The 20438-nt window shown below is 36.1% G+C and carries 17 protein-coding genes; 9 read left to right on the top strand and 8 right to left on the bottom strand.

Features of this window, described 5'->3' with window-relative positions:
- Positions 1 to 93: 93 nt before the first annotated feature.
- Positions 94 to 321 carry a hypothetical protein gene (locus IEV57_RS08570; protein ID WP_188441719.1) on the top strand — a complete coding sequence of 76 codons (228 nt, stop codon included), beginning with the start codon at positions 94 to 96 and terminating at the stop codon, positions 319 to 321.
- A 105-nt stretch (positions 322 to 426) separates the two neighbouring features.
- Here the strand turns inward: IEV57_RS08570 and IEV57_RS08575 are convergent, their stop codons facing one another.
- Entirely contained in the window at positions 427 to 723 is a 297-nt protein-coding gene (locus tag IEV57_RS08575; protein ID WP_188441721.1) for a hypothetical protein, read from the bottom strand.
- 287 nt (positions 724 to 1010) lie between these two features.
- On the bottom strand, positions 1011 to 1751 hold the full coding sequence (locus tag IEV57_RS08585; RefSeq protein ID WP_188441723.1) for an NYN domain-containing protein: 741 nt from the start codon (positions 1749 to 1751) through the stop codon (positions 1011 to 1013).
- Positions 1752 to 1939: 188 nt separating this feature from the next.
- On the opposite strand from IEV57_RS08585, the gene IEV57_RS08590 reads away from it, so the two are divergent.
- Complete coding sequence (locus IEV57_RS08590; RefSeq protein ID WP_188441725.1) at positions 1940 to 2266, top strand: YbjQ family protein; 327 nt, start codon at positions 1940 to 1942, stop codon at positions 2264 to 2266.
- 48 nt (positions 2267 to 2314) lie between these two features.
- Here the strand turns inward: IEV57_RS08590 and IEV57_RS08595 are convergent, their stop codons facing one another.
- The 3 genes from IEV57_RS08595 to IEV57_RS08605 all read right to left on the bottom strand — a co-directional run bounded on the left by IEV57_RS08595 (position 2315) and on the right by IEV57_RS08605 (position 4930).
- Positions 2315 to 3568, bottom strand: coding sequence for a DUF819 family protein (locus IEV57_RS08595; RefSeq protein ID WP_188441727.1), 1254 nt, complete (start codon positions 3566 to 3568; stop codon positions 2315 to 2317).
- A 62-nt stretch (positions 3569 to 3630) separates the two neighbouring features.
- Positions 3631 to 4263, bottom strand: a complete 633-nt coding sequence (locus IEV57_RS08600; RefSeq protein WP_188441729.1) for an NUDIX hydrolase — start codon at positions 4261 to 4263, stop codon at positions 3631 to 3633.
- Entirely contained in the window at positions 4253 to 4930 is a 678-nt protein-coding gene (locus tag IEV57_RS08605) for a bifunctional isocitrate dehydrogenase kinase/phosphatase (protein ID WP_188441731.1), read from the bottom strand. The genes IEV57_RS08600 and IEV57_RS08605 overlap by 11 nt, the downstream gene beginning before the upstream one ends.
- A gap of 363 nt (positions 4931 to 5293) precedes the next feature.
- Between IEV57_RS08605 and aceK the strand changes: the two genes are divergently transcribed.
- Complete coding sequence (gene aceK, locus IEV57_RS08610) at positions 5294 to 7024, top strand: bifunctional isocitrate dehydrogenase kinase/phosphatase (RefSeq protein ID WP_188441732.1); 1731 nt, start codon at positions 5294 to 5296, stop codon at positions 7022 to 7024.
- On the opposite strand, the gene tamL is transcribed toward aceK, so the two are convergent.
- Both tamL and IEV57_RS08620 read right to left on the bottom strand, forming a co-directional pair.
- Entirely contained in the window at positions 7021 to 9309 is a 2289-nt protein-coding gene (gene tamL / locus IEV57_RS08615) for a translocation and assembly module lipoprotein TamL (protein WP_188441735.1), read from the bottom strand. The two genes, aceK and tamL, sit on opposite strands and share 4 nt — an antisense overlap.
- On the bottom strand, positions 9299 to 14317 hold the full coding sequence (locus tag IEV57_RS08620) for a translocation/assembly module TamB domain-containing protein (RefSeq protein WP_188441737.1): 5019 nt from the start codon (positions 14315 to 14317) through the stop codon (positions 9299 to 9301). The genes tamL and IEV57_RS08620 overlap by 11 nt, the downstream gene beginning before the upstream one ends.
- 238 nt (positions 14318 to 14555) lie before the next feature.
- On the opposite strand from IEV57_RS08620, the gene miaB reads away from it, so the two are divergent.
- From miaB to secG, 5 genes are read left to right on the top strand one after another with little or no spacing between them, the layout of a single operon-like run.
- Positions 14556 to 16016, top strand: coding sequence for a tRNA (N6-isopentenyl adenosine(37)-C2)-methylthiotransferase MiaB (miaB, locus tag IEV57_RS08625; protein ID WP_188441739.1), 1461 nt, complete (start codon positions 14556 to 14558; stop codon positions 16014 to 16016).
- A gap of 14 nt (positions 16017 to 16030) precedes the next feature.
- A complete protein-coding gene (locus tag IEV57_RS08630; protein WP_188441741.1) occupies positions 16031 to 17338 on the top strand; it encodes a sigma-54 interaction domain-containing protein in 1308 nt (435 codons plus the stop codon).
- Positions 17325 to 17870, top strand: a complete 546-nt coding sequence (lptE, locus tag IEV57_RS08635; RefSeq protein ID WP_188441743.1) for an LPS assembly lipoprotein LptE — start codon at positions 17325 to 17327, stop codon at positions 17868 to 17870. Before IEV57_RS08630 ends, lptE begins: the two co-directional genes overlap by 14 nt.
- 36 nt (positions 17871 to 17906) lie before the next feature.
- Positions 17907 to 18722, top strand: a complete 816-nt coding sequence (locus IEV57_RS08640) for a DUF8458 domain-containing protein (RefSeq protein ID WP_188441746.1) — start codon at positions 17907 to 17909, stop codon at positions 18720 to 18722.
- A gap of 5 nt (positions 18723 to 18727) precedes the next feature.
- Positions 18728 to 19123 (top strand): preprotein translocase subunit SecG, encoded by a 396-nt coding sequence (gene secG / locus IEV57_RS08645; RefSeq protein WP_188441748.1) that lies wholly within the window; start codon positions 18728 to 18730, stop codon positions 19121 to 19123.
- Positions 19124 to 19171: 48 nt separating this feature from the next.
- Here the strand turns inward: secG and IEV57_RS08650 are convergent, their stop codons facing one another.
- On the bottom strand, positions 19172 to 19879 hold the full coding sequence (locus IEV57_RS08650) for a hypothetical protein (RefSeq protein ID WP_188441750.1): 708 nt from the start codon (positions 19877 to 19879) through the stop codon (positions 19172 to 19174).
- Positions 19880 to 20096: 217 nt separating this feature from the next.
- Between IEV57_RS08650 and IEV57_RS08655 the strand changes: the two genes are divergently transcribed.
- Positions 20097 to 20375, top strand: a complete 279-nt coding sequence (locus tag IEV57_RS08655; protein ID WP_014773867.1) for a co-chaperone GroES — start codon at positions 20097 to 20099, stop codon at positions 20373 to 20375.
- Positions 20376 to 20438: the final 63 nt, after the last annotated feature.

Genomic DNA, 20438 nt, shown 5'->3' on the forward strand with positions numbered 1-20438 from the left:
TTTGGTATTTCTATTTTTCCAGACAGTAAAATTCATTTTGAAAAATAATATTTACCTTCGTGAAAATTAAAGTTTTTAAGTTAAAACACGCTTATGTCTACCTTATCCAAATATTTCAAAAGGACTTTTGAAGATTATAAAGTCCTTGTAAAAGTAAATCCTGCTGATTGGACAGGCACGGAACTTATTGTTCATCCTGATGGAAAAATCGAAAAAACCGAAATGGAATTTGACGAAGAAGTATTGGAAGATTTAGCTGTAGACGAATTTGAAGAAGCTGGAGCAATGGAATTTAATCTCTATTTAAAAGGAGTGAAGTAAATTATTGAAATACTATCCTAAATATTTTTTCCTGTTCAAATAGAATGCAAAAAGGACTGACGGCAATACGCTATCAGTCCTTTTTTTAATAGAATGGATAATTAATTATTCTTCATTTCCATCATCATTAGTAGGTTGAGCAGGCATCCAAGCAGGCACCAATTCTCTTTCTTCCAATTTGATCAATTTTTCATTTTCAAAAGTTGCCAAGACAAAGAAAGTTTCACCTCTATTGACTCTATAAGTAGTGAAATCTCCTTCCAAATTACTTATTACAGCATCTTTGTTTTGCCTTAGAAATTGTCTTTCAGACATTCCTTTAGAAAATTCTGCTCTTGGACCAAAAATTGAGCATGAACCCAATAACAGAACTGTTAAGATTAAAACGAGTGATTTTTTCATAATAAATTGCTTTTATATAATGTACAAAATAGTGCAAATACACTGCCAATATTTTTTAACCTGACAATTAGCCAATTAGCATTTTCATTGATTAATTCACCACGAAGCGTTTGCAGTGGAGAATTTTTGACTTACATTTGTTCTGGCGGTACGACCAGCTCCTGCTGAATCCCCCAGGTCCGGAAGGAAGCAAGGGTAGGTGGTCGAAGCGGTGCGATACCGCCTCTTTTTTTTTCTTACACTAACTATTTTTTCTACTATTAAAGTTAATAAGAGCTAGAATATCCTCATCCAACTTTATCCCTAACGAATATCAACTTAAATCTACCCTTTTGGTTTTCGCGTTGTTCCACCTCAAATCTTTCTATTGCAGAAATTAAAGGAGTTAGTTTTTGGTATCCATAATTTCGAGAATCAAAATTGGGCTGCTTTTTCTGAAGTAAGTTCCCAACATCTCCCATAAATGCCCATCCTTCATCATCTGCCAAATCTCCAATCGTAGCAGCAATTAAATTGATTAATTTTGGATTGATTTTATCGACTTGGGGTCTTTCATTCTTTTCTCCTTTTTGCTCTTCCTGATTTCCCGGCTCTTTGCGCAATATCTCCAGATAAATGAATTTATCACAAGCTACAATAAAAGGTTCAGGTGTCTTTTTCTCTCCTAATCCAATCACGGTCATTCCAGCTTCTCGGAGCCTTGTTGCTAATTTTGTGAAATCACTATCACTGGAAACCAAACAAAATCCATTGACTTTTTCAGAATAAAGTATATCCATCGCGTCAATAATCATGGCTGAATCTGTTGCGTTTTTCCCCGTAGTATAGCCATACTGCTGCATGGGATTGATGGCATTTTCCAGCAGAACATTTTTCCACTTACTCAATTGTGGCTTTGTCCAATCTCCGTAGATTCTTTTGATCGTCGGATTACCATATTTGGCTATTTCCTCCATCATCTCTTTGACTTGACCCGATGGTACGTTATCGGCATCTATAAGTACGGCTAATTTTATATCTACATTCATTTCTTTCTTATTCCTTTGATTTTTTTGCTCAATATCAAATATACATAATCCTTCACTCCTATTCTCAATATTGACTTGATCAAAATGGATAGATTAAACAATTTCAATCAATTATTTAATTAAAAATGCCTAAAAACTATTTCAAATTTGTACTTTAGTTACTTTATCAACTCAAACAACACAACAAAATGATTGTATCCACAACACCTTCCTTAGAAGGCTATGAAATTACCGCTTACCTAGGTGTAGTATCAGGAGAAACTATAATTGGCGCCAATATTTTTAAAGACTTCTTCGCAAGTATTACAGACATCGTAGGAGGTCGTTCATCTGCTTATGAAAGAGTATTGAGAGAGGCAAAAACGACTGCCATGGCAGAAATGGAAATGCAAGCAAGAGCATTTGGAGGAAATGCTATTGTCGGAATTGATCTAGATTACGAAACCATCCGCGAAGGAATGCTGATGGTGACAGCCAGTGGCACAGCAGTGAAAATAGTAAAAAGGGAAGCTTAGTTTTTTCCTACTTAAGTAATACTTAAAGGCAATAATGGATTCACAATTTTACAAATTGTGAATCCATTGAAGTAGATAGCCGCAAAGCAAGGCGCCATAAGTACCAACTGCATATCCTAATACTGCCATCAATACTCCAACAGGTGCCAAAGCTGGATTAAAAGCCGAGGCTACAATTGGTGCTGAGGCTGCACCACCGACATTGGCTTGTGAACCTACCGCAACAAAGAAGAATGGGGCTTTTATCAAATATGCTACAATTAGCATGATTATAACATGGAAGAACATCCAGATAATCCCAATTAAGAACAAAATAGGATTGTCAAAAATAGCGATCAAATCCATCTGCATCCCGATAGTTGCCACCAAGACATATAACATTACCGAACCTAGTCGAGAAGCGCCCGCTCCTTCCATTTCTCTTGCACGAGTAAATGACAGAATCAAACCTCCCGTCGTAGCTATTACAACAATCCAAAAGAAAGTAGAGTCCAAGGAGTATTGACTCAACTGAGGATAATTCTCACCAATAAAAGGGGCAACATTATCCGCAATAAAATGGGCCAATGCAGTGACCCCAAATCCTACTCCGAGAATCTGCATAGTATCTGCCATGGTCGGAATTTTCAATATCCCTTCTCTATATTTTTCTACCTTATCTTGAAGTTCGTGAATAGCCGAGCTATCGGCTTTAAATAATTTATCGATAACTCCAGGTTTGGCAGCCCAATAAAGCAGCACAGCCATCCAAACATTGGCTACCAACACATCTACTGCAATCATCTGAGAAAAAAGAGACGGGCTTGCTCCAAAAATCTCTAGCATGGCTGTCTGATTTGCCCCTCCACCAATCCAACTTCCTGCAATCGTAGAAAGACCTCTCCAAACTTCATCTGGCCCCACACCGCCAAGAATCTCTGGGTATATCCATGAAATAACAAACAAAGCCATTGGGCCACCCAAGATGATCCCCAAAGAACCTGCTAAGAACATAATCAAAGCTTTTGGACCAAGTTTTACGATTCCTTTGAAATCTATGCTCAATGTCAAAAGTACCAAGGAAGCTGGTAGCAAATACCGGGATGCCATAAAATACAAGTTTGAAAATTCGCCGGAAATCAATCCAAATGAATTCAAAACAGCAGGGATGAAGTAACAAAGTAAAATAGAAGGGACTACTCGATAAAACTTTTTCCAAGAAGGATTCTTACTGTTAGAAGTTGCAAATACAAAAGCTAGGATCATCATCAAGATGCCAAAAACTACTGCATCATTGGTAAGTAAGGGAGTGTGCTCTTCCATTATGTTTGGGTTAATGAAATACATAAATACACCAAATGCCCGAAATCAACAAAAAAACTACATTAGTTATTTTCCCAGAGATACATAAACTCCCCTAGCATCATGGCAGTAGCTCCCCACACCATTTGTTCTTCGATATCAAAATATGGTGCATGGAGTCTGTACTCCTTTCTGATTAATATCTCCCCCTCTTTCCTGATAGCCTTGTCGGTCAACATTTCTATAGGACATGAAATAATTCTTTCAACTTCAAAAGGATCAGGAATAAAAGTTGGTTTTTCCTCCACAAAGCCAATATAGGGTGATACTAAAAAATTACTTGGTGGAATAAATAAATCTGAAAGTTTTCCTAGAAGTTTGACTTTAAGTTGATCTATACCTATCTCTTCCTCTGTCTCCCGCAAGGCCGTTTGGCTCAGATCTTTATCAGACTCCTCCCACTTTCCTCCCGGAAAAGCAACCTGCCCACCATGTGTACCATCATAATCTGGTCTTTTTATGAAAGGGACAAGCGTGCCCCTTTCATCAGGATAAAAAAGCATCAAAACTGCGCCCTTCCTTGGATTGTGTGGCTTCAACTCTGCAAACCGTGCTTCATCAATTGGCTTGGGAGCCATTGTGATTTGTCCCATTTTCCCCGGTAGCGGCAAGCTGAGTAATTTTTCTAATTTTTTTATAATTTGATCAAACTCCATCTTGTGTCTTCAGTCTACTAAACCTTTTGGTCAAAAAACTCTCGCGAGTATATGTTTTGCTATGAAGTGGATTATCATATTGGCTCACCTTGGCTGTTTCGGGATAAATAATCCATGCTTTTGGCGAGATTCCTGCTTCATCTTCAAAATGGCCAACTACCAATAATGCTTCTGAAGTCAACCAAACTGCGTCTTCAAAAACTCCTGATGGCCCCATAAATAATAAACGCTCGCGCATGCCATCAGACCTAAAATAGGTCACTTCTGCATCTGGATTAAAATAAGGATTACCTTCCTCAGGAAATACTACTTTATAACTATAAATATCAACCACCCCTTCTCCATCAGGATTTTTCTTCAAATATGGAAAAAATGGACTTCCACTTCCAATATGAAGTTCCTCAGGCCTTTCAATTTGTTCAATTGAGTCTGTTCTAGAATAGGTGAAACTTTGCAGATTGAAGTCAGGCGCATTGCTTTTCCAATGAGTTGACCATGATGAAAGTTGCTGTATACCGATTTCTAAAAGTTGCTTTTCCTCTTCAGCAGCTGAGAGAGAGTTGGATTCTGCAATATTTTCCTCACTTAACTTTTCGGATGTACATGCTCCAATAAATATGAGTGTAAAAACAAAAATGATTAATTTGTAAATAGCGCTAGAACCCATGTGATCAAGAAGGTTTGAAATGAATGTTAAAGAAACAGAAAATCCCTTAAATTAAAAAAAGGTTCGAGCATCGCTCGAACCTTTTCTATCTCTCAAACCTATTAAACCTATTGTAGATATTCATTGTATGAATAACACGTGGGAAAGGTAGAAAATGTTTTTTTATTGTCCAAACAATCGATTGCGAAAATTTTATTCGGTTAATAAAAAAAGATATTAACCCTCACATCGAAGCAATTGTAGATTCAAAATCTCTCAGAAAATTTCATGAAGCAGCTTATAATTAATAATTAAATTGAGCCTATTGGATAAGTTTAATTAAATTCAATTTTAATTCGAGGAATCAAAAAATCACTTCAAAATATGACGCATTCCAAAGCCATTGATTTTACAGTTGAAACAATCATAATCGGCTTTAAAAATTATATTGATGAGTTCAATAATTTTACCCGATTTGCCTCTGTACATTTTGCTGAACGAAATTGGAAATCAATGCAGGAGAATCATAGGAATCGGCTGCGCCTTTATAAAGATTCCATTCAGAAAAGTAGAATGGCTTTAGAAAAAGAACTCAGTCCAGAAATAACAGATTACGAATTTTGGCACGATACTAAACTACAATATTCAAATCGAATTTCAAACAGAAAAGACAAAGAATTAGCCGAGACATTCTTCAATTCTGTACTCAGAAAAATATCACCTGAATCTGGGATTGACGAGAATCTGATGTATGTCCACGAAGGATATGACACTTGCGATCTCCACACCAATGAAAATCTATACCACAGTTATCCTTCTTCTTGGGGCCTACAAAAAATCATTAGGAAAATTATAGAGGATTTTGATTTCGGTACGCAATACTTTAATAAGGAAGAGGACATACAATTATTAGTCAAAGCCATTCGAGAAGTAATTTTGACTCGATACGAACCTACTAAAGACACGATTACTCAAGTTTTAAAAAGTGTATTCTACCGAAATAAAGCTGCTTACCTTATCGGTAGAACTATGATTGGTGGCAAATGGATGCCTTTCATTATTCCTTTCCTTCACAACGAAAATGGAATCTATGTCGATACCATGATTTTTGACCCAAAAATTATGGCACATATGTTCAGTTTCAGTAGGTCCTACTTTATGGTTCAGACTGAAATCCCTTCTCAAATGGTTTCCTTTCTCAATGCTGTCATCAGCCACAAACAGATCCATGAACTCTATAATGCTATCGGATTTAATAAACATGGAAAAACTGAATTTTACAGAGATTTCCTCAATCATTTAGATCAAAGTAAGGATCAATTTGTCCTAGCAGAAGGAATTAAAGGAATGGTTATGACGGTATTTACTTTACCCAGTTACAATATTGTTTTCAAAATGATCAAGGATCACTTTGAGCCTCCTAAAAACATGACAAGGCAAGAGGTAAAAGAGAAATATAAACTCGTCTCTCAGCATGACAGGGTTGGAAGAATGGCTGATACCCACGAGTTTGAGTATTTTTCTATTCCTATTGATCGAGTTAGTCCAGAATTGCTGCAAGAACTCAAAAACACCGTTAATTCACTTTTAATCATCAATGATGAATTTCTCATAATCAAACATTTATATACTGAAAGGAAAATGATTCCTTTAAACATATATCTTGACAACTGTGACCATGAGGATGCTAAGTATGCAGTAGAAGAATATGGGAATAGTATTTTACAACTTGCACAAGCTAATATTTTTCCCGGAGATATGATGACCAAAAACTTTGGTGTGACTCGTCAGAAAAGAGTGATATTTTATGATTATGATGAAATAGAATTTTTGACTGATATGAATTTCAGATGGAAACCCAAAGCAGAAAATTACGAACAAATATATGCTGCTACCCCTTGGTATGATATCGCTAAAAATGATGTCTTTCCTGAGGATTTTAAAAGGTTTATGATTGGAAGGGCAGATGTAAAGCAACATTTTTTTGACTATCACAAAGACCTATTTAATCCAGATCATTGGAATGAAATTCAGAACAGAATTCGTAAAGGGGAACTACTCCATGCCTTTCCATATCCGAAAGAAATTCGATTTAGACCTGAAGAGCCTGCTTAGAATGGATAACCTATGGCAAAATTAAAAATAAGGTTATCCCTTCTCCAAGATCTGCTTTTGAAGTCAAAGTTATTTCCCCACCTTTCGTTTTCTGGAAGGTAGGGCACACGTAATGGTGTAGCAAGATCAAATCGGATCACGAAGAACTCAATATCGATTCTCGCACCAAATCCAGCACCAACAGCCATTTCATTCCACCAATTTGAGGTAAATTTCCCTCCGGGTAGCGCTTCGTTTTCATTGACTAACCAAACGTTTCCAGCATCAACAAACAATGCACCCTTCAAAACAGATATCAGTGGGAATCTGTATTCAATATTTCCTTCAATACGAACATCACCTGCCTGATCAAAGAAAGAACCTAAACCTGCTTCTTCAGGTCTATAAGTACCAGGTCCTAAACCTCGGATTCTAAATGCTCGAATACTATTCGGCCCTCCTGCAAAAAACTGCTTCACAAATGGTAAGGATTCTGAATTCCCATAAGGCAAACCCAAGCCCCCAAAAAGTCTAGTGGCTACAGTATGCTTTTCATTTGGTCTCCAATAATACCTCAAATCCAGATCACCTCTAGCATATTGTGCATAATTCAATCCCAAGAAAGTACCCTGCTCAGTCCCCAAAACCGTATTGGCTAAGTTGAATCCATTTCCCGCCAAATCTAGACCCGCACCAAAGAAGATACCATGCGTTCGAAACCTGTCGGATAACTTGTTATAATTGAATGTATAATTGATCCCTGCAATAAACTGCTGCTCGAAACTTCTTCTTAGAAAAGGATTATTATCCAAAATCTGCTCAAATTCAGGTGAGGTTCTAGTAAGATTGACTAAGTTCAGGCTAATCGGATTGATTTCGTGATAGACAAATCTGTTAGCATTCCAATAGTAACCATAATTAGCTGAGAAGGTATTCAATCTATACAGCCCACCCCTACTCTGATATTCCGTTCCCAAACTCATTTTTGTTTTCGGAACTGAATAGCTGAATCGTTCTTTTATTGGGATAAAAAATACTACTCTAGGAAAAATCAAATCGGCTTTCAAACCTAACTCGATTGAGTTCAAACCAGAAAGCTGCCCGCCAGAAAGTTGATTTTCATAAGCAAATTTAGCTGTAAGATTGAGTGTCTCACCTCCATGAAACAAATTTCTATTTCTGTAAATCACATTTAATGCAGGTCCAGCAAAATTATTTGATTTTGACACACCTTGTAACTCAACTCTAATTGATCGTTTGTTCAGTGGTGATAGATAGATATTGGCATCCAAATTCCCTTTGGTAAGGCTATCCTCCAATTCATCATATCGTAAGTTTACAAACCGATAAGTACCAATAGAACTTAGTCTATTACTTGTCAACCTTGATTTTTGTGGAGAATAAAGAGCTCCTTTTTCCAATAAAACATATTGTTCCAATAGCTCGGGTTTGAAAACTTCCACTCCTTGAATAAAGTCTTTTCCATCAATAGAAACCGTATCGATCTTTTCTTCTTCTTCCTTGACGGAATAATTAGGAAAAATCCTAATATTATTCACCACGTAAGGTATCAAGCCATTGCTTGGTGTATTTGATTTTAATCTTAAAAACAAATCAAATTCTCTCTGATCACTCACATTTGTATCTGCTTCAAAAATGAGGTAATTGGAATTAAAATTGTAGTAACCGAGATTTTTTAAAGCTTCATCGAGTCTTTCTCTTTCGCTTTTAAGTAAAGAAAGATCAAAGCGTGCTCCTTTTTTAAGCTCAGTTTCTTCCATTAAAACCTTTATCTCCCTATCTATTTCTAATGAATCCCGATCAATCTTGAAGTTTCTAAGTTTATAAGCCTTGGTTACACTTACTTGGTAATCGACAGAGGCAAACTTTTCAGTTCGATTCACTTCTGATGTTGCATTAGAATAGAAAAAACCTTTATTCTCTAGTCTATTGATAATTAATTGCTCTGTCTTATTGGGATCAACTTTACTAAAGTAAACAGGCTCTTCGCCTAATTTCTTCTTCAAAAATCTATTGATAAATCCTGGTTTTTCTTTACTCCCCTTGTAATGCGCCCAAAGCCCAAAATACATTCCTAAAATCTTGGTGTTTGCTTCAGGTCTAACCAATCCCTCCAACTCAGATTTGACTTCTTTAAAGTCTTTCAAAGACTCCTCTGATTCCAAACTGAGGTTAGCACCCGTGTAAAGCCGTTCTCCCTCGGGGATGAATTTCTTCACACTACAGGCTTCACTAAAAGCAAGTAAAAAACCAAAACACAATATATATAAGGATTTAGTCTTCATTTTCCTCCTCTTTTACTCCTTCTGACTTTCCTTCAGAAGACTTTTTTTCTTTTTCAGTTTCCTTTTCACTACTCTTTTGTTGTAGCTTATCTATGGGATTTTCCTCTTTTTTGTTCAAATCTACTCCTTTCCAAAGCTCAGTGAACTGATTGAATTCTCTATTGAATATCAAACCTATTCCAGTGATGATCAATTGACCATCAATGATGCTTTCAAATTGATTTTTTCTAAAAGCCCTCAACCTATAGCGACCATTTTCAGTGAGCATATATTCCAAACTTACATTCCCCAAAATGGCATTTGTTTGTTCAGGATTCTGAGAACTCCCCTCAATATCTACCTGACTTCCTACTTGGACAATTAATCTATCATCCAACAAACGCTTCCTTGCACTTACATTGAGTTGCGTTCGGTCTTGTGCACTTCCTCCTTGATAGTCCGTAAAACTATCCAGATCAAAATCTAACTCAAGACCGGAATTCCCAAACACACTGCTAGAAAGCGCATTGAGCTGACCAGAAAGCACTTGACTAACACTGTTTCTTGCGATTGCAGAAGTACCACCACCAGAAACATCACTACCAGTTGATGGGAAAAATCTATTCAGAACCAAAAGTGAAAACACCTGTTTGTTGAGTTCATCTTCCTGTTCATTGACTTGCAAAACTCTGCTGTAAACATTTCCCCCCAAAGCTCCTCTTTGCTCTTCTGGCATATCTAATCTAAAGGAAATTGCTGGTTTTAGTAATTCTCCATCAACATTCAAATACACTGAAAACGGCAACTCCTGTAAGTATTGGGTCCTGTTTTCAGTATTAGAACTTGAAAGCTGCGAAGCCATCAATTCCGATGATGCTGTCCTAACTGTATAAATTGCAGAAATATTCAAGTCCGCATCCATAGGATCACCGTTCCAAGTTATCCTACTTCCTGACGCAATTTCAAACCTTCTGCTGACCAAATTGTAAAGTGACATTTCATAATGTCCTTTGTTGATTTCGTAGTTTCCACTTAAAGTAATTCTACCATTTGGATTGATCTCCATATTCAAATCAGCATCTCCTGATACTTGAAGATTATCTCCCGATCTTTCATCCACAATAACTTTGAATACCGCTGCGGGATCAATCTTAAGAATAGAGCGAATATCATATCCTGAAAATGCACTTGAAGTTTCCTCCCCTTGTCTGGTCAAAATATCATAAGGATCTTGTCTATTTACAAAAACAACCACACCTTCCCTTTCTACTATATCCAATTCCGTTTCTGGAATAATAACAGTAAAATCTGTTCCCTCTTTTACAGTAACCTGTGCATTAATTCTCGGCAAGTTCAGGTCACCCTTGACTGTCACATCTGCATCTAAAATTGCACTTCCAAAGAATAATTCATTATCGTCACGAGTGGAGTTTACAGCTCTAAAACTGTTTGCTTTTAGCGTCAAGTCAAAACTCGGATTGATGTAGCTTTCTGTTAATATTGACCCGTCAACAATGAATTTTTGTCCACCTGTATCTTGAAAAGTAAAGTTTTTTAAATAAACACCATCATTATTGATACTTATCTTTTCACTTGGTAAAAGATACTTGGAATTTAATTGAGCGATTGTAAAAGATGCATTATTAAAGGCAATTTCCCCATTATAAACCGGTTCGGCTGTTGATCCAGTCGCATTGACTTTTCCTGATATGAATCCTGATGCATCCCTGATCTCAGATCCAGATAAGGCTGCTAAAAGTTGCATCTCGATTTTATTTAAATCTAAGTCAATATCAAATTCACCACCCCCTTCATCGGCAACAAAACTACCACCCATATCGATATCTAATCCTCCGTCTTTGAGCGCAAGCTTCACTTTATAACTTCCTAAATCTGCAGCAACGGCATCTAAAGAAAGATTTCCCAATGGCACATCAAGAGCTTTGAGTTCATTGATTTTTAGATTTGCTAGGAGTCCAACCGCTCCGAACGGATTTTCTACGACCAATCTTCCGTTTAGCGTACCGCCTGCGAGCAATTGATCAGGATTAAACAAGGTTGTAAATGTCTCTAATCTAAAATCCTTGAAAAGTATTGCTAAGTGCTCTTCGCCTACCTCTTCTAAATCATCCCTAATCAATAATTCCTGATTGTTTCTGTTAAATCTAAATTCGTTGAAATGAAGGTAATTCTCTGCAAGGAGAATTTCATTGGACTCAGGAATCATCCATTCTCTTTTGTTCAGCAATAAATCCTCGGGTGAAATATGAATACTTAAAGTATCTCCTTTCATCCCAATGTCTGATGCTACATGAACCATTTGCTCGTCGCCGTCAAATGAATTGAAATCAAAGTATAACCTTCTGTTTTCCAATTCGCCAGTAAAATAGGTTCTATCCATACCCAACGGCCCCGATTCTAATCTTAAGAAACCAAAAGCCAGATCTAAGTCTTTTTGATCTGAATTTATCCTTACGCCCAAACTATCAATTTCAACACCTGCATATTTCAAATATGGGAAATCAATATTTGCATCGAGTTTGCTTTTATTTTGATTAAAATCAACATCAAATCGAGCTGTATCAAGTTTTTCTAATCCTTGTAAAAATACCTGATTCAAAATTGGAGCTTGATTTAAAGTCAAATTCAAATTCATCATCACTTCTCCTTGCGGGTTTAAAGTGGAATCTTGATTCTCGTCTAAGTAATTGACCAGATGCTGATATAGCGCATCACTCAAGAGTTGTGGGGAGGTGTTTGATCTTAAGCTTCCGTTTACAAGGAGACTTTTGATATCCAAACTGGTAGAATCTTCTCTAATTCGAGCTTTTAGATCTAGGCTTCCAAGAGGGTAATTTCTCCCTTCAAAAACCATAATTGCATCGCTCAGATTAGTCTGTAAATCAAAATTGCCAAGATTTCCTTCAAAAGTTGCAGTAAAGAAAAACTTACCTCTGAGATCTTGTGGAAAAAATCCCAAATTAAAAAAATCGGCACCTTTCAAATCTAAATTTAAATCAATCTTGGAGTTAATTGAATCCAAGTCAAGTTTGGTCAATAAGTCAAAATTCAAATATTCATCTTCCAAAGCAAGCTTAAGATCTCCTACCCCATTTTCCAATTGACCTTCTAAGATCAGACCTGAATAATCATTGCCATAGATCTTCAATCTATCAAAATTAGAAGACAATTCTGCTGTTAGGTTATCCATTGAAGTTCCGCTTCCACTACTGTGAATGTCAAAAGTCAAAGTATCTAGGCCTGAGTTTCCCAGTAAATTACCTAACTGTAATTCAATTACCTCAATGCTAGCCAAATACGCAATTTCTCCATTGTTTTTAAACCCACCATCAAAATTGATTTTGCCCATCTCCGTTTCGAGTGCAAGGTCAGCAGTCAAGTCATCAATTTTCCCCTTGGCTTTTGCTTGTAGAGAGATATCTTCCGGCAAGTTTATTCCAGCAAGATTTTGTTCATCGACAAATTTTAAAATCGTTTTTTTATCCGTTTTAAGGTTGATTTTAGGAAAGTCAAAAACCAGCAAATCTATATCAAGGACATTGTTTAATGTTCCTGAACCTGTTAAACTGGATTGATCCCATTTCAAATCTATATTTGGAATTGCTATGGAATTGACGTTTCCATTGGCTCGCATTTTAAACTTCAAAGGAGCAGAAGCAAGGCTTCTAATCAGTTCGTCTTGGCTCAAACTTGGCTCAAAAAAGTAAGCATCACGAATATCACCCAAAAATTCATTTACGATTAACTCGAAATTGCTTTTTTCTGGATTCTCTAACAAAGCTTGTATTGAATCAAACCCAAGACTTACATCTGCCAACAGTTTGCTTCTATTCGTCTCTATTTTAAAATCATCTACCGTAATGGATTCGTTTTCTATTTTTACTCCAGATGACAATTTCTTTAACTCAAAACCACCTAATTCTTGAAATTGAAATTGATTGAGGTTGAATCCAGCTTTTTCATTTTTTAGATAGACATTGTCGATACTCACTGTCAAATTCTCAAAAATCATAGCTTCAGGATTAAAGAAACCTTGTTGAATTGCTGTATCCTTCGTTTTGAATTCAATTTTATTCTCAGCTAACTCAATGCTTCCCACATCAACTTTCCAATTTGGCCATATAAATGGAGTATTTTCAACTTGATCCTCTGATTGATTCATAGCTTGAGGTATAGAAAAATCATGATACAAAATTTGAGATTTTTCCAAAGTCAATGACTTCACGAGTACTTTTTGATCAGCCAAATCAAACTCAGGCATTTGAAGAATCAATTTACCAATATGAACATCCGCTAATTGGGAATCAACTTCATTGTCATAAGTCAATGAAACATTTTGAATTAAAAAATTCTCCAAAGAAAGCAAAGTTGAAATTTCTGAATCAGGATCAGAATCTTCAGTTTCTTCGAAAGGCTTGGTTTGTCGGTAACTGACCTTACTATCTTTTAGAACAACGCTTTTAATGTCAAAGGCCAAATTCTGCAAATTCATTGAAGCAATATTCAAATCAAATACTCCAAGCTTCAATTTGGCATCCATTCCCATTTTCCCATCTTGATATGACAAATCAAAATCTCTAAATGAAATTGGGTCTAATGAAATTTTTAATGGATCAGAATCAGATTCAATATTCTTAGAATTTTGAAGGTCAGGTTCAGTTGGCTCGGAAGCGAAAGCATTTATTAAAAAATCATAATTGAATTCATCCGAGTTTTCTTTTCGACTAACATTTGCCTTTAATCCTTCCCATTCGAGCTTAGAGATATGAATACCACCTGTTCGGATGAAGTTGATCAACCCAAACCCTAATTCTAACTCTTTGGAATAAATCAAAGTGTCTTTTTGCAAATCCTCTACATAAAAACCTTCAAGAGAAAGATTTCCAGAAAAAGTAACAAACAGTCGATCGATTTCTACTTTAGTTTTTGTCTTATCAGAAAGAAAGGTTGTAGCCTTATTTACAATTATATTCTGTCCCCAAGGACTTCTGACAAAAAATATCAGCATGATCAGAAGAAGGAAGATGACAAACAGTACAACTCCTGATATTTTTAAAAATTTCTTTAAAAGCTTTTTGATAACAAAGTCTTGGTTTGGAGTGATTAAAGATTCAAATATAACATTATCGAGACTTTAAAGGGCAAAAATAAAGCCATAATAATTACATTTCTTTCAAAGAAAACATTTGAAAACCCTGTCATTTTGTCGGTATTTACTTAATTTTGCAGATTGAAATTGAATTTACATGGAAAATATTATTAAAGACATAGATATCATCTCAGCAGAAGAAGCACAAGCATGTGATTACAAGACAACTGAAGATGAAAATACCGGCAAAGCCAAAAAATTATACATTGAATCATACGGTTGTCAGATGAATTTTTCTGATTCGGAGATTGTCGCTTCTATCATGAAAGACAATGGGTTCGACACCACGTCTGATTTCCATGAAGCAGATGTGATTTTCTTAAATACCTGCTCCATTCGAGAAAAAGCTGAATTAACTGTCCGAAAAAGACTTTCGCAATTCAACAACATCAAGAAAAACAAACCTGAGTTGACTATTGGAGTTCTGGGTTGTATGGCTGAGCGACTGAAAGAAAAACTCCTTGAAGAGGAAAAATTAGTAGATGTAGTCGTTGGACCTGATGCTTACAGAGATCTTCCGAATTTAGTATCCGAAGCAGAAGATGGTAATAAAGGTGTCAATACTTTTCTTTCAAGAGAAGAAACTTATGCTGATATCTCACCTGTAAGGCTGAATTCAAATGGAGTTAGCGCTTTCATTTCGATCATGCGAGGATGTGACAATATGTGTTCATTCTGTGTAGTTCCTTTTACTAGAGGAAGAGAAAGAAGCAGAGACCCACACTCGATCGTCCGCGAAGCTCAAGAGCTATTTGATAAGGGATTCAAAGAAGTAACTCTCCTTGGTCAAAATGTAGACAGCTATAAGTGGTCACCAGAAGAAAACAACAAGGCAAGATTAAATAAAAAAGAAGATGAAGTCAGCGCTGTGATCAACTTTGCCCATCTTTTAGAAATGGTGGCTCAAGTAAGTCCAACGCTCCGCGTAAGATTCTCCACTTCTCATCCAAAAGACATCACAGACGAGGTTTTGTATACGATGAAGAAGTATGACAATATATGTAAATACATCCACCTTCCTGTACAGAGTGGAAATTCAAGAGTTTTGGAGATGATGAACAGAACTTATGACAGAGCTTGGTACTTAGAGCGAGTTTCGAAAATCAGAGAAATCTTAGGGGAAGAATGCGGAATATCATCAGATATGATCACGGGATTCTGCACAGAAACAGAAGAAGAGCATCAAGACACATTGACTCTAATGGATATCGTAAAGTATGATTTCTCTTACATGTTCTACTACTCAGAAAGACCAGGGACATTAGCTGCCAAAAAATATGAAGATGACATTCCTTTGGAAGTGAAAAAGAGGAGGCTGAATGACATCATCCAAAAGCAAAGCATACTTTCAGAGGAGAGAAACAAACTTGATGTTGGGAAAATCCAAGAAATCTTAATCGAAGGAGTATCCAAAAGATCCGAAGATCAATTGAGAGGAAGAAACTCGGCCAACAAAATGGTTATTGTAGAAAAAGGAAACTTGAAGAAAGGGGACTATGCTCTTGTAAAAATTACTGATTGTACGCCTGCCACACTTTTTGGTGAGGTAATTTCCTGATTAAACTACACATCATGATCACAGCATCAGAAATTCAAAGTGTAAAGCAAAGATTTGGTATCATCGGATTCAGTCCGCTACTCAATCATGCCATTCAAGTGGCTATGCAAGCCTCTCCTACTGACATGACTGTGTTGATCACGGGAGAGAGTGGAAGTGGTAAAGAATCTTTTTCGAAAATCATTCACTCTTTAAGCGTTCGCAAACATGGTAAATTTATCGCCATCAACTGCGGGGCTATTCCAGAAGGAACTATTGATTCAGAGCTTTTTGGTCATGAAAAAGGATCTTTTACAGGTGCCCATGAAGCTCGAAAAGGCTATTTTGAAGTAACTGATGGAGGTTCCATATTTTTGGATGAAATTGGAGAAATGCCATTGGGTACACAAGCTCGACTGCTAAGAGTCTTGGAGAATGGTGAATTTATCAAAGTTGGTTCTTCCAAAGTCCAAAAGACAAATGTACGTGTGATCGCTGCAACAAATGTCAATTTGTTCAAAGCAGTAGAAAAGGGGAAATTCAGAGAGGACTTGTATTATAGACTGAATACTGTACCGATTTTTGTCCCACCACTTCGTGAGCGAGGTGAAGACATCGTATTATTATTCAGGAAATTTACCACTGATTTTTCAGAAAAATATAAGGTAAAACCAGTGTCTTTAGATGAAGATGCCAAAACACTTTTGATGAAATTTCCTTTTCCAGGGAATATCAGACAATTAAAAAATCTTGCAGAGCAAATATCATTGCTTGAGCAAGAAAGAGAAATTGATGCCGCTACATTAGGCCGATATTTACCAACCGAACAAAGTAGATTGCCAGCAGCATACACAGGAAGCGGTTCTGGAAAAGAAAGTAGTACAGATTTCTCCGAAAGAGATATTCTTTACAAAGTCCTTTTTGATATGAAAAAGGACATGCATGAACTCAAAAAACTGGTTTTAGAAAGCTACCAATCGGGTGGAATCAATTCCACCATTATTAATAAGCATCAAAATCTCTTTGAAGATTTAGAATCGCCTGTATCCTTTGATGAATCTAAATCTAACGTTCCTTCGGTCAATATGCCATTGGTAATTGATTCAAATAAGAATAGCAACGATGATGATCTAGATGACTATGAAGATGATTATGAAGACGACTCCATCCAAGATATCATCCATGAAGAAGATGATCATTCACTTTCGCTAGAGAAGAAAGAAAAAGAAATGATTATTAGGGCATTGAAAAAGCATAACAATAAAAGAAAATATGCTGCAGGAGACCTAGGAATCTCAGAAAGGACGTTATATAGAAAAATCAAGCAATATGATATTGATTAAAATCAGAAAAAATATCCTTTTGGTCAGTATAGGTTTGCTATCCTTACTATCAGGATGCAGCGTAAGTTACAGTTTCACTGGAACAAATATCAATTACGATTTGACAAAAACTTTCTCGGTAGAGAATTTCTTTAATGATTCTGGTGGAGGGCCAGCCAATATGGGACAGCAATTCACAGAATCCTTGAAAGACTTTTACCAAAGAAATACACAACTTGAGTTAGTAAGATCTAATGGAGACCTTCAACTCTCTGGAGCAATTTCAAGATATAACATCACTCCTCAAGCAACAGTAACAAGCACAGATCCAAATTCCCCTGACCGAGCAGGTCAGATGCGTTTGACAATTGTAGTCGAAGTGGAATATATTAATATGGCTGTAGAAGAAGAAAACCTAAAAAGAAGTTTTTCATTTTTCAGAGATTATGATCCACGAACAGTATCTGTTTTACAGGTTGAGAGTGTCTTAATTGAAGAGATTTTCGAAAATATCATTCAGGATGTTTTCACAGCAACAGTAGCCAATTGGTAAAAATGCTTATATTCGAACAACATAATTCTTAAATACGTGAACGCAGAACAATTTTTGGAAATAGTCAATCAGGGAGATCAGCTCAACAGGGAGCAGGTAAATCAGCTTTATAAGCTGCATGAAAACTTCCCATATTTTCAAATACCTAATGTTCTACTTGCAAAACACGAAGCTCAGAAAGGCAAAGGGAATCCATCCGAATTCTTGGGCTGGGCCGCATTAAACAGTCCAAACAGAAGTTGGCTGAAAAAATTGATTGAAGATCCTTTGATCATTTCAGAAGTTAGTAAAAACATTCAAAGTACTGAGATAGTAAAAACTACAGCTCCGCAGATTATCGAAGATGAGGATTCTGATGGAGAATTAATTCCAAAGCCACTTCCAGAGCAAAATCTCGCACAAAGAGCCGGTTTATTGAAAAAACTTGGTGAAAACCTTACTACAAACTCAAATAAGGAAGAAAAAGCCGGCGAACCAGAAAAGGAAATTAAAAAACCAAGAAGAAAGCGCTCTGGACCAGATGACTTGATAGAAACAATCAAGAAAAAAGAAAAGAAAGAGATTTTAGATGAAAAGAAAAAGGAACAAATTGACATCATCAAATCTTTCAGCAAAAAGGAAATCAAACTCGCTACAATCAAAGAACTAGAGAACTTTCAAAAGCAAAGTGACCTATCTGAAAACAGCACTCAACTCAATCCAAATTTACTTTCTGAATCCTACGCCAGACTACTTGCCAAACAAGGAAAAAATAAAAAAGCCAAAGAAATTTATCAAAAATTAATGGTGAAATTTCCAAATAAAAGCACTTACTTTGCGGACTTGATAAAAGAATTAGAAGATAAAAGTTAAAAAATATGTTTACCGTACTTATCAGTGTTATTATCGTTTTAGCAGTTTTATTGGTTTTGGTGATACTTTCTCAAAATTCTAAAGGTGGAGTTGGTTCTGCTTTTGGTGGTGGTGCTTCTCAAATCATGGGAGTAACTAAAACTGGAAACATTTTAGAAAAATCTACTTGGGTTTTAGCAATTGCCATACTTGTCCTTTCATTGGGTTCTTCAGCATTCTACACTTCTTCTAGTGTTGACTCTTTCAGTTCACCAAATATCGAAAGCGCAAAACAGCAAATTGTAATGCCTCAATTTGACAATAGCGGAGAAGGTGAAAGTTTATTACCTTCCACTCCAACTGAAGAGACTCCAACTGAAGAAGGTGGAACTACTGAAGAAGAAACTACAGAAGAAAACTAAACCGAATTAAAATATAACAAAAGCCCTGCTGAGAAGTAGAGCTTTTTTTTATTCCACATTTTTCAAAAGAAGTCTTTTACCTATAGGAATCAAAGTTTCATGAAGCGGAATTTCACAATTTGAATGAATTCGATATGTGGCAGGATTTGGCAGTTCTTTAAACTCTTTGACCAAATTCATTTTAATATTTTCAAAGGTGTTGGAAATTGATAAATGCACATTTTTGATAAATTGGAGCATGACTCCCTTGAATCGATCTATGCTGTTTTGAAAAAGACTCACTTTATATCTATAAACGAATATCTCTTTTGATTTCTCTTGAGTAAGCATAACATAGCCTTCATTTTGGTACAAAGGAGATATTCCTATAGGTTCAATCAGCATTTCACTTTCCAAAAAATCATAAATATCTTTTCCTTCTTCAATGTGATTTTTCAATAATGGTAAAGCATACTGTACAATCTCTTCTAACTGCTTCATCGTTTCATCAGGAATAAAGATGGGCTTATATTCCAATTTCATCGTTTTCAAATCGGGACCTTCTAAGAGTTTGGGGAAAGCTGACTTTAGTTTTTCTCTATCCTCCTCGAAAGTTTTCAATTTGTTGTAGTGATAAATTAAGTCAGCAAGTGGTGGATAAAGTTTGACCTGCTTGAAATTCGCACCGACTTCTTTGAGATATGCGAGCAGCAGATACTTTTTGTACTCAAAGTCAATCCACCCTTCCGTGATCCAGTTTTCTGACAAATTTTTCATAGTCTACAGATTTGTAGAAAATTTAAGAAAAACTGACATCAATAAAAATCTATCCCGAAAAATTGACAGCTATAATTTAAAAAAAACTTCCTCTGACAGCTTACAAAAACAGAATCGCGACTTTATGTCATGAAAAATGAATCAATCTCAATTGGCATAAAAAGTGAAACAGGGGGTTAAGGAAATTTTAGAACTAACTTTAATAAAAATTATAATTATGTCAAACGTGAACATCAAACCTCTTGCAGATAGAGTTCTGGTAGAACCTGCTGCAGCAGAAGAGAAAACCGCTTCTGGACTTTATATCCCAGATACTGCTAAAGAAAAGCCTCAAAAAGGTACTGTTGTAGCCGTTGGTGGTGGCAAAAAAGATGAACCCTTGACTGTAAAAGTGGGTGATACTGTATTGTATGGCAAGTATGCTGGTACTGAACTTTCAGTAGAAGGAAAAGATTTTCTCATCATGAGAGAAGCAGACATCTTCGCTATTCTCTAATCCAAATTTTGTATTAGATATTTAAATTATTTTAATCAAATAGAAATACAATCTAATACAGAA

This window comes from Belliella aquatica (assembly GCF_014637795.1).
Lineage (GTDB): Bacteria > Bacteroidota > Bacteroidia > Cytophagales > Cyclobacteriaceae > Belliella > Belliella aquatica.